Below are 12,339 nucleotides of genomic sequence, written 5' to 3'. Positions count from 1 at the left end.
GGATGCGAAAGGGCCATTCTTTCTTATTTACTACACGGAAATTAGCTACTTATTTCGTTGAAATGGTAACCTCTCTGTTTTTACCATCCCAAGTCACTTTCCCACCAAATGCTTCCCCCACGAAACGAGCTGGCGCTACAGTGAAGCCATTGACTAATTGAACAGGCTCATCAATTTGAAACGCTTGACCATTTCGGTAGACGGTCTTCTGATCGAGAATTAGGCGTAAAGTGATGTCGCCTTTCTTAGCCGTTACGCTGCGAGTGGCAGCATCGTACTCCACGGTTGCGCCTAGCGCTTCAAAGATTGCACGAAGCGGCGCCATCGTCGAACCATTCACGATAACAGGGGCTTGCTCGAAATCTTGATTCTTTCCATCTATAGCGATGGAAACTTGTGAAGAAAGTCCGAATGAACGGTCTGCAACTTGTTTTCCCGCTTGATTGTACACCCGCAGTTGAAGAACAGAACCTTCTGGGACTTCCCCGGCTTGCAGCTCTAGTCCATATGGCAAATCAGTCTGTGATGCGATGACTCGGCCATTTAACACGTACTCCACTTTCCCGATATATACATCAGGTATTTTCACAAAGGGCGTAAGTTTAGTCTTTTTCGTGAATGCTTGACTGGCATCAACAGGGACATACCCGATACCATCGGACGGTTTCTCCCCTTGCGACACTTTGGATAACAGGAACGAATTTGCTACCAACTTATTGTAGTAACTCTGAATCCCGTTTGAATCACTAATTGCGTAGTTGTTTTTGGCATTGTTCATTTTCTGATCAACGTTAAAATACGTTATAGCTTTCAATCTAGGATACTTGTAAGGCATAATTTCGTATAATCGTTGCAAATTAAGCTTGGCCCATTCTGTAAAATCTTCATCTGAAGAATGGGAATAATGTGGAATTCCAGTTTCACTTAACATCAGTGGCTTACGATCAGCGTACGTATTGTAGAGCCTCGTCAATCTCTCCACACTGCTAGTCGCAAGCATAGAAGGCAACGATGGATCACCATTCTCATACGGTTCAATATATAAACTTACCCCTACCCAATCCACATAAGCATCCCCAGGATAATAAGGATCTATATCGTCCGCTGGAACATCACCTGGACTCCAGACCATGGCAATATTCGGAGCTTCGGTTGCAAATACATCGTGAAGCATTTGAAACTTCGCAATGTACTGGCTTGGATTTCCATGCCATTTTACCCAGGCTCCATTCATCTCGCCGGCAAACCTTAAAAAGATGGGGATTCCCGCAGATTGCGCATCTTGTGCCCATTTGCGCAAATAGGCGCCATCTGCAACAGGATCTAGTCCATCGTCCGGCTCCCAAGCAATCTGTAAGGCTCCACCTGCCTCCTTTGCCCTCTTGGCATACGTAGCCGGAAAGGCTTGCCCCCAGTGTGAATAAGCCAAATAAATGGCATGCTTCTTACCATACACGGACTCAGCCTTCGTAAACATATTGCCAACCTTAGGATCTTGCTCTGAATACATACCTATGTAAACGCCGTAAGCAGGCTCGAATTTAGCTAACTTTCCGTTACTGGGTAGTGCATCTGCTTGAATACTTGTTTGATCGGAATCCTGACGGTACAATTCAATCGTCGTTCGAATCTGATCCGCTCGCTGCAGCTTCACGGCTCCCCAATCTTTTCCTGCTTTCACCCAGTACTCATTTTCTAATTCATAATATCGAATCGCTTGCTCATAATCGCCATTGGCATCGTAATAGGCATCGAGATTGCCGTAAAAAAGCGCGGCGTTCTCCCATTCCCCTGATCTTGCATAATAATTCGCAAGGTATTGCCAATGGGGTACAGCTGCCCCCGTATTGCCGCTTGCGGCAAGAGATTGCGCCTGTTTCCAATGATCCCATACAACATCAGCCTTAGCTTGCTTAGGATCGTTTACGAGACCAGCTGCGATAACGCCTATAGCTAAGGTCAAGATACCCATTCGTCTTTTGATAACTTTCAAGCAAGATCAACTCCATTCTGACTGACTGATTGATAGTAATTTCTGAGCGTTAACTTCCAAATAGTGAAAAGCCTTCTAAACTGATACGCTTTTAAAGCGTGAAAGTAGCACGGTGCAAAAAAAAGAAACCAATCCTGGTTTCAATATGGCCTATCAAGTTATTTGGTCGATCTTACAAGGACAGCACGTATACGTTTACGCTGTTGCTCCGTCAATGGCTGCATGTAAGCATGATTGCCGCTCGGAGCTGCCCCTCTGATTACGCCTTCTTTGACCTTTCCGCTCGCAGCCGGAATAGCGACACGCACTCCATACGTTGACATCACTAGCCCAATAGGGTTGCTTATAGACCGCATACCATCTATAGTTCCCGCAAAATTGAGCGCTGCAGCGAATCGATCTCTGGCACGGAGCCAGACCGAACCAGAGTCACCGGGCAATGAAACCGGACCATTCGTTCCACGAATGACGGATTGATTACGGAAAAGCAGCGTACCCAGGGTACCGCCATAGCTGACTCTAACATCCACATTGTTTGATTCCACAACACCTGTAACATAACCGGTTGTACGACCTGATTTTACTAATTGCAAGCCTACTGGATAGCTTAATAAGTGACCAGGTACTGTAACTAATTGCCCCGTTGAACTGATTAAATAACGAGGATTCAGCAAGTTATTTGACGTAGGAATAGCTAAGGCAGAATCTTGAAAGTTGACCTTTCCCGAGCGCAATCTTACAAACTGAAAGGCCCGCCCCACCGTATCTCTACTGGCAAACCCACCATCTGCTGGCCCTGGCTGCAGCGTTCCCGACAAAGCCGTGCTGTTATTTTTAATCAGAACGTGATTGTTGCTAAGAACGAATAGTTGGTTGTTCTTCGTAACGATAAGACCAGCTGTACCTGTGGCTACAGGATTCGTTCTACCTATGCTGACCCCGCCAGGTACGGGTCGGAACCTGCCGAAGGATAAATTAGCCTTCGGTTTCACCTTGGCCATGTTCGTTTTAAATCGGCCCGATGTAACAAAACGCACGGGTACCGATGTGCCGGCTTTGAGTATGGTCGATTTTAAGCTGTTTAAACTTGAGGGAACGATTTTTTGGCGTGTATACACCAGAACGCCTGCCCCCAATGCAGGTTTGCTTGGATCTGCATAACCGACACCTACCGCCAAAACCTCAGCTCTTTTCAATAAAACAGGAGACATTCTATTTTTGTGCTTTAAAGCTTCGTAAAAAGTCGCCATTCGCATTCTCCTTTTTCTGAAAGGTTGGTGCAGTGTATGCGGACTTGTACGAATTGGCTTGAGGACTTTACCTATAGGACTAGATATAGATGCACAAAAAAGGCTAACCGACGCTTGAACGTCGGCAGCCTGTGAAAGGTTGAAATGAACATAGATCTGTCAACTTAAAGCTCTTCCATGACGATGCGACTGCCTTGACCAGACGGCTCGGCTGGATGGACGAGCAACTTGCGAGGAAGACGAGCACGCAATTCAGGTACATGCGAGATAACGCCAACAGCAAGACGATCCATATGCAGTTTCTCCAGTGCTCCGATGACCATATCCAGCAGTTCCTGATCGAGCGTACCGAATCCTTCATCGAGGAAGAAGAATTCCAATGGATATTCCCCTTTTAGCTGGATCTGGGCTGACAGCGCGAGCGCTAAAGCCAGCGAGGTGAGGAAGGTTTCCCCGCCAGATAGCGTACTGACTGGACGCTTCACCCCGCCGTTGGCATCGTCACGAATAACGAAGCCACCGCCAGAGTCAACCTCGATCGCATAGCGTCGACGGGTCAATTCACCCAGCCGCTCGGAAGCCGCTCGGCTGACTTGCATGAGCTGCTCTTCAGCCAGATATTCAACGAAAGCATTCGCTTTCAGTACGGCTTGCAGCTTACCCAATCGTTCAAGCAATACCCTCTGCTCCAACCGGCGTGTTTCCAGTTCGCTCCATCGCGCATGCCTAACCGCGAGCTCCTCAGCGCCCTGCTCCGCCTTGGCGCGCTTCTCGAGCGCAGTCTCCGCAAGTGCTTTCGCCGCGATTAGCTGCGCCTGCGTCTCTTGCCATTCGGCCTCGCTCAGCACGCGACCCTGCAGCTTCGCTGTGAGCTGCGCCAACTGAACGCGCAGCGCTTGCTCTTGCTCGCGATGCTCCGCTGCGAGCGCAGTCCAAGTGCGGCGCTGCTCAGGTGCCAGCACCGCCGCTTCCGCGGCTTCGCGCGTCGCGAAGCCGTTCTCTTCAAGCGCGGCATGTAGCACGCGCTCGGCTTGCGTCAGCTGCCGCTGCGCAGCGGCAGCTGCTTCGGTGGCGGCGCTGTGACGCTGCGCCGCCACTTGCAGCTCGCCCTGCGCAGCAGCATGAGCGAGCTTGGTCATCTGCGCGAGCTGCCGCAGCCTCTCTAGCGCGGAGGTCGCCTCCGCGATTAGCTGGGACACAGCAGCGCCGGATGCGCGCTGGGCGAGCTGTCGCGACTTGTCGGCGGCGAGCTGCGCCAGCCCTTGCAGCCGCTCGTGCAGCTGCAAGGAGGTCTTGTCCTGCTCCAGCGCAGCGCGCTGGAGCTCCTCGATCTTGACGAGCAGCCCATCAAGGAACGGGACGCTCTTATCGATGCGTCCGCGAAGCTCGTCCACAACGCGTTCATTCTCGAGAAGCTGTTCTAGTTGCTGGTCGATAAAATCCCAAGAAAGTTCTTTATAGCAATCACTCCAGCGGGCGAGTTGCTCGCTGAGCGTTACCATGACAGCAGCTAATTTACGCTCTGCTTCCTTGAGCATCGTGCTTGCAGCTTGCTGTTGAGCGACAGCCTGTACAGCTTGCTGATCGATTAGCTGCTGATCTTTGTTCAAGGAAAGAAAACTTTGCTCGAGCTGTTCCACTAGAGGTCCACTACTTGCTGTTATTTCTTGAATCGACTGCCACTCAGAGGTAATTTCATCCAAACTCGTTAGATCCTTTGTACATAATATCGCAGTGCTCTCTACCTCTGATGCTGCTGCGACCTCAGCCATAAACTGATTAACGTCTTTAGTAACCTGCTGCTCCTGTGAAACTAATTCACGAGAAGAAACGGTTCCTTCTGCTAACGCTAAGGAAACTGTAAGTTCACCTGACTGCCCTAGCATATCTGCTTGCTGACTGATCGCAACGACTTTGTGTATCTGCTGCGTATATGTGAATTGCAATTCTTTCACTGACTGGAGTACGTCCTGCACACGTTGAAGGGTTTCTTCGTTTGGCTCAAAAGGGACCCCTTCCTTTTCAATGGAACCTGACAAAAGTATGCGCCTTGGTAATGGATGCTCAGTTGATCCACATACCGCACAAGCCTCGCCTTCAATGAGTTGATCAGCCAGAACAGCAGCAAGCGAATTCCTTTCATGCTGTCTCCATCTCTTCTTCTGATCATCTAAGTAAACTTGAAGAGCAGGAAGAAACGAAGTAATTCGAGCACGATCTTCATTCATCCTATCGCCAACCCTGCGAGCTTGTGACCGCCATGTTAATATTTGTTCTTGAAGAACTTGACGTTTCGCTTCCAATTGTGACTGATTTGTATCCCACACGATTAGACTGGCTGCTTTATCATCCCGCTCCTTGCGAGCCTCCTGCTCCTGCACTTGCAGTAATGCAATCGTCTTCTTCTCCTGCTGTGCCGCTTGCAATCGTTGTCTGGCAGTTGCACTTGTCTCAACCCGCTTCAACTGTTCTTTAAGCTCGGCTTGCTTCACAAGTGCTTTCTGTTTGGTTTCATTCGTTTTATTTAGCTCCGTTTGAATGCTCTCATACAGGATTTTAGCCGCATTCCCATTCTTTTCCGCTTCCATCATTTGCTGCTGCACTTGGTCCAATTCCTGCTGGAGCACCAACGCTTGCTGCAATTGATCCAAACGCAAAATGAGAGGTCCTTCGTTTGCTCCTAGTTCCTGCTGCGCTTGTTCAAATGCGGTTTCTGCCTGTGAAAAGCTTACGTCCGCTACTTTCTGATTCGCTTCAGCCAGCTGCAACTGCTCTGTTCGCATGAGCACTTCTTTGCAAGCAAGTGCTTGTTGTTCCAAATAGGGCCTGACTCGCTCCGCCTGCTCCGCTTTTTGCAGCAGCAGCTCCTTCGCACGAATATCATCTTCTTGCTCCTTTTGCTGCAGTTCTTTTTGTTCGAACGCAGCTTTTTCAACCTGCCATTGAAACACCTGCTTATGTTCGTCATGTCTTGCTTCATAACGCTGCAGTTCGATACGGGTTCGTTCCGCTTCATGCTCCGCTTCTAAACGTCTCACCTGAGCTTCCTCTAACGCTTGTTTGGACGCATCGCCAAGTCCTTGCTGCTCTGCCGCCAGCTGCTTCACGACGCTATCCGTTTCTTTCACTTTGGAGCTAACTTTAGCGCTTAAATGATCCCCGTACGGTTCGAGATGAAAAAGTCTTTGCAGCATTTGGCGACGATCCTTGCCAGTCAGCATAAGAAATTCGGCGAATTTCCCTTGAGGCAGTACAACTGCTCTTGTAAAATCCTGCATCGACAGCCCTAGAATTCGCTGTACCTGTGAATTGAGTTCACCCGCTTTATCGGCGAGAACAATCGTTTCGTCCCTTCTTATATGCAGCAGACGGGAGATGGTACCGTTGATCGATAGCTCCGAACCCCGCTTAAATTGTCGCTCGACGCGATAACGTTCCGTACCAGTAGCATTCGTCAGCTCAAACGTAAAAGAAACGAACAGCGTCTGCTCCGCATGATTCATAATGGCCTGCGTCCCTCCGCTGGCTCGCTCTACTTTTCCATACAAAGCTAGTGTAATTGCGTCGAGAATCGACGATTTCCCGCTGCCTGTAGGGCCGAAAATTCCGAATACGCCAGCATCCACAAGCTGGCTGAAATCAATCGTTTGTAGCTCACGATAACTTTGAAGACCTGACATTTGTAACTGGATTGGACGCATGGTTCAAGTCCTCCTAAACCCTTTTCATAGAAAAGTCTGCCTCATAAAAATGAGCAAGCCTTTCGTCATATAAAGTTATCCACAAGCAGTAATATGGGATAACTTTCTCTCCCTGTCATTCCTGCCCTTACTCTCCAATCGTGTCTGCTGCTTCATGCTCATGCAGCAGCTCCAGAAATAACCGGACGAGTTCTGGCTCAGGCTGCGCGCCTCCGGTTTGGCGGGCATAAAAACGCCCAAAATGTTCCTCCATTGAAAGCGCAAGAAGCGGTGTAGCAGCTCTCACGGCTTCCATTTCTGGATAGATCGGACGAATATGAATAAAGCCGTCGTACGCTTTGCGAAGCGACTGTATTTGTTCCATGGACATGGCTTCGGTCATCATGATTTCCAAATCGATCCATGCTTTAGGGTCGCGGCGTTCGTCTAGCCACTGAAAAACCTGTTGAATGCCTTCCTTGGCTTTCCAGCTCACAAGAGGACGACCTGCTTTTAAAAAGATTTCCTGCGGCTCAGCCACTTGACCAGGAGCCAAATCAAGAATCGTCACCGACTTCGCTTGTCCTGCTTCTGAGAAGCTATACGCAATCGGTGATCCGCAGTAACGGATCGGCGATGCCGCTTTCACATTTTGCGGTCTATGCAAGTGCCCAAGCGCAACGTACTGCGCTCCAGCTGTAAGCGCCGTGGTGTCTACGGTGTAGGCCCCCCCAACTTGTATAGGACGTTCTGAATCCGTTTCATGGCCTCCTAAAACATAGAGATGACTCATTATCAGATTCACGGTACCCGGTTCAAAGGAAGCCCCTTGACGGCGAACAAGTGCCCCTACTCGTTCAGAGTACTTGCTTCGGAGCACTTCTTCTTCAGCTACATCCGACAGAAGTTCCTTCAGACGCGATTCAGATGGGTACGGCAATGCGACTAGTTTTGCCAACTCTCGCGTTCTGGGGATTCCGATTGATTGGACGTCCGGGATAGGCAGACCGATAAGCGTAATCCCCATTTTAGTTGCCAATGGCCCCGAGGCGGCAAGTCGATCCGGATGATCATGATTGCCAGAAATAATGGCAATGTGTCGCTTACCTCCATCGGCAAGCCTCGAAATGCCTTCATAGAAAAGCTGCTCTGCTGCTGCTGGAGGATTCACGGAATCGTAAATATCTCCAGCGACCAATACAAGATCAATTTCCTGATCCTGTACGATTTGTACCAGCTCGTCCATGAAAGCGATCTGCTCCTCCATGCGGCTGCGTCCTTCAAGCGTTCGACCAAAATGCCAATCAGCCGTGTGTAAAATGCGCATTTTTTCACCTTTCTCTCCATGCGACGTGAATGATTCATTTCCAGATCACATTTCCTCTGGTTTTTCACTCACATCTCCAACAAATTAGCCCCGTCAAAAAAATATAAATATTTCCCTGTCAAAGGACGTTTCCATATATGCTCCACAGCTCTTGTATATAAGGTAATTTGCTTTTCATAACGGTCTCTAAGCTCTTCAGCACTGCTGCCTTTAACCGCATCTGTTTTGTAGTCGACCAAAACAAGTCCTTGCTCATCCTCAAACAAGCAGTCGATGATCCCTTGAATGAGCACCGTTTCACTGGTCGTAGAGCGATCCGTCCCTGCATAAACTTCGCTAGCTGGCAAACCATAACTAAACGGTACCTCTCGCTGCACATTCGCTGCTTGCACCATACGCCGCCCGACATCGGTTTGAAAAAAACTTAAAATGACAGGAATATGAACAACTTCTCTTTGCTGTAAAGTTAGTGTCTGTTTGTTCATCATGTCATCCAGCGTTTGGTTAATACTGGCCTCCGTAGGCATAGACGCAAGGGATAGGTTCTGCATCACAGCGTGAACAACGGTTCCCTTTTCAGCTGCGGTTAGCTTCGTTTCCTCCATAAATCGAGGTCTGCGCCAAATGGACGTTGATGACTTCGAAAAAGCTTCAGTGGACGGATTGATCAACAATGTCCCATCGTCGGAGGTTCTATATTCCAATTCGCCGGTCAAGCGGTTTTGTTCCGACAAACGTTTCAATTCAGACACCGTTGTTTTGGCAAATTGTTTAGGTGCATCAGGATGCTCGTAGGACCACGAAAGCCGTCCCTGCAACCATTCCTTCCAACTGCCTCCCGTCGTCACAGGTTGTCCGCTGCGAATCGCTTCTAGCTTATCTTCATCTGGTACCGGATCGCTAAACTCAGCGGTTTCGTCTCGCTGTAAGCTTTGTGGCGTAAGCACCGTCAGCTTCCACTCCGAATTATCCTGCAGCAGCCTCACCTCCGGTGAGGCGTCACTAATGCCAAGCCGTTCTCGCCACATTGTCGCGTCCGGATGACGCAGCAGGGCGGGCCCGACCCAATCGAGATAGCTTTTAGCTTTGGCCAACTCAAAATCAGGGAGATACCACGCTGTTCTCGACAAGTTGCGCCCCCATTGACGAAGCAGTTTGTCAAGCGATTTGACCGTTCCGAGCAGGTAGAGTTTCTCTCTGGCTCTCGTGAGCGCTACATAAAGGACGCGCATTTCTTCGGCGAGCAGTTCAAGCTTCATACGCCTTTTGATCGCAAGTGAAGGCAACGTAGGGTAACTAACGCGTAAGACCGTATCCACAAAACGAGGTCCAAAACCAAGCTCTTTATGCAGCAAAAAGGAGTCATTCAAATCCCTTTGATTAAACATTTTGGCCATGCCCGCCACGAAGACAACCGGGAATTCCAGTCCTTTGCTTTTGTGGATCGACATAATTCGAACGACGTCTTCCTGCTCCCCAAGGGCTCTGGCTGTTCCGAGATCCCCTCCACTTTCTTTCATCCGCTCAATAAATCTTAGAAAGCGAAACAATCCGCGCAGCGATGTACTTTCGTATTGCCTGGCTCGATCATAGAGGGCCCTTAAATTCGCTTGTCTTTGCATCCCTCCCGGCAAACCTCCGGCAAAATCGTAATAACCTGTTAGTTTATAAATCTGCCAAATTAAATCAGCCAAAGATCCCTGCCTAGCCTCATGACGCCACTGCTCTAGCAGCTTCAGAAAGTGAGTTAGCTTGTCCAATAATAACTTAGAACAGCTTGCCTTATCACGCTTCTCTTCATCACGAACAAACTGAAGCACAGCCTCGTAGAAAGGCAAGGATTTATCCGTAACTCGAACTTGTGCAAGTTCTTCAGCAGTCAACTGTACAACCGGGGAGCGTAGAACCGCCGCCAAGGGCACATCTTGATACGGATTATCGATCACCTTCAAAAGGGATAACATGACTTCAACCTCAGTCGCGGAAAAATAGCCTGTGCTCAAATCCGCATAAGCAGGAATTCCCTGCAGCTTGAGCTCTTCAATAATAACAGGGGCCCATTGTTGTGTGGCCCGCAGCAAGATGACAATGTCTCGATACGTCACAGGACGAGTGCCACCCGTTCGTTTATCAAATGCTTGAAAGGGTTCTTGCGTTCCTCCATCGCCTAATAAATGACGAATATGACGCGCGATCGTACGCGCTTCAAGCTGCGCAGTTTCTAACTCTTGCGCCTCCTGAATCGGGTCCATAAGAATAGGAGCTCCCTCTCCAGCATATTCCGCTTCATTATTCTCTAAATCCTCGGAATCCCCATCAAAAGCCTCCGTTTTGTCCGGGACATCCGTAGAACGATCAACAATCAACATTTCCACTGAACAATCCGAAGCCGGAGCGGGATACCCCGCCCCATAAACAAGTTCAGCCCGCTTGTCATATTCAATTTCTCCGACGGTTTCATTCATGATTTGCTTGAATAAGAAATTCACCGCATCCACAACTTGAATCCGACTGCGGAAATTACGCGCCAGATCGATCCTGCCGCCTTCCCCTGATCCCACAGACTGACTTGTGAGTTGTTGACTGCTGGCCTCCTCATTATTTGAACGGTATGCTTTATACTTTTCTAAAAAAAGGCCAGGCTCCGCCAAACGGAACCTATAAATACTTTGCTTCACGTCCCCAACCATAAAGCGATTGCCAGGCTTTGAATTTGCAATCAAGGAAACAATCGCTTCTTGCACACGATTCGTGTCTTGATACTCATCCAGCAGCACTTCCACATATTGTTTGCGATAAGCAAGCGCCGCCTCTGATGGATAAAGCTCCTCCGGCGTCGAACCGGGTGCAGCTAAAATTTGCAAGCAGTAGTGCTCAAGATCGGCGAAATCAATCAACCCTTTGACCGCTTTAGCTGCTTGATATCGCTTGCCGAAATCAACCACAAGATCTACCAAGGTATGAAGTACAGGAGCAAGCTCAGCAATTTCCCTGCCAAATTGTTCTGGAGTCCGCCCAAATAGCTCTTCCTTGATTTTGTTTACTTGCTCTTTGGCGCGATTACGCAGCTCCTTCACTTCTTCCTGAAGTTCTTTGTCGTAATCATCGCCTTTACACGCTTTTAATTTTCCGAATTCCACCGTTTGAAAGCCCATATACAAGACAGACCAGGGATAATCCGTCGTTTCGCGTAGATTCTCAACTAGAAGCAGATCGTCCCGTAAGTTGTCCAAATACGGCGCTGGACCACCAGGCAGCTCAGCTAACTGCTGCGCTTGGCGGAGCAGATCTGCTGCTCCTTCCAGCTCTAAAGACAGGTCGCGAACGAGACTTTTCTCCCAAATCGAATAGTCAACTGGAGCTGCCGCTGCGGCAACATAAGGCAGCGCCTCCTGAAGGACGGAGAGTTCCTCGTCTGTCAACTGTTCATCCTTCCATGCAGGCGGTCCAAACAGCGAGGCCGTCGACCGCAGCCAGTGTTCCGGCCATGGATGGCTGCGCGATACATCGTACAGCTTTTGAATGAGCTGCATAATCGCATCGTCATTACGCTCGCCGCTGAATGAATCGACTAATCGCCAGAAGGCGCTGCCCTCTTCACTTTCCGCATAATATTGTTCGAGCATTTCCCCGAGCAAATCTTGACGGAGCAGTTCCGCTTCCGTTTCGTTGGCGATACGAAAACCGGGATCCAGACGAATAAGACTGAAGTATCGCTGTACAACCTCTAAGCAAAAAGAATGCAACGTCGTAATCGAAGCACGCCCCATCAGAGCCAGTTGCTTGCGCAAATGCTGCGAATTCGGTTGTTTCGTCAGTTCCTTCTCTAGTGCATCTCGTATGCGATGCTTCATCTCGGATGCCGCTGCTTTTGTAAATGTGGCTACCAATAAGCGATCCACGTCAATTGGTTCCCATTCATTCGAGATGCGGCGAATGATCCGTTCCACGAGTACTGCCGTTTTGCCTGAGCCTGCCGCAGCGGCTACCAGCATATTTTGACCGCTTAATGTGATTGCATCCCATTGATCATCCGTCCACGTACTGCCAGGAGGCTTTGGTTGTTGTTTATTCACGTTTATGCTCTCC

Annotated in this window: 5 protein-coding genes; all 5 read right to left on the bottom strand. The window is 49.2% G+C overall.

Going from position 1 to position 12,339, the window contains the following annotated elements:
* Positions 1-49: 49 nt before the first annotated feature.
* Positions 50-1,993, bottom strand: coding sequence for a stalk domain-containing protein (locus GK047_RS04060; protein WP_163941504.1), 1,944 nt, complete (start codon positions 1,991-1,993; stop codon positions 50-52).
* Between the two features lie 158 nt (positions 1,994-2,151).
* On the bottom strand, positions 2,152-3,243 hold the full coding sequence (locus tag GK047_RS04055; RefSeq protein WP_240343753.1) for a S1 family peptidase: 1,092 nt from the start codon (positions 3,241-3,243) through the stop codon (positions 2,152-2,154).
* Positions 3,244-3,407: 164 nt separating this feature from the next.
* Complete coding sequence (locus GK047_RS04050) at positions 3,408-6,944, bottom strand: SbcC/MukB-like Walker B domain-containing protein (protein WP_163941498.1); 3,537 nt, start codon at positions 6,942-6,944, stop codon at positions 3,408-3,410.
* A 127-nt stretch (positions 6,945-7,071) separates the two neighbouring features.
* Positions 7,072-8,250, bottom strand: coding sequence for an exonuclease SbcCD subunit D (locus GK047_RS04045; RefSeq protein WP_163941495.1), 1,179 nt, complete (start codon positions 8,248-8,250; stop codon positions 7,072-7,074).
* Between the two features lie 68 nt (positions 8,251-8,318).
* Positions 8,319-12,326 carry a helicase-exonuclease AddAB subunit AddA gene (gene addA, locus GK047_RS04040; protein ID WP_163941492.1) on the bottom strand — a complete coding sequence of 1,336 codons (4,008 nt, stop codon included), beginning with the start codon at positions 12,324-12,326 and terminating at the stop codon, positions 8,319-8,321.
* Positions 12,327-12,339: the final 13 nt, after the last annotated feature.

It is taken from the genome of Paenibacillus sp. SYP-B3998 (assembly GCF_010820665.1).
Taxonomy (GTDB): Bacteria; Bacillota; Bacilli; order Paenibacillales; family NBRC-103111; genus Paenibacillus_E.
Note: the sequence above shows the minus strand (reverse complement) of the source record. Positions and strands in the feature narration are given on the sequence as shown.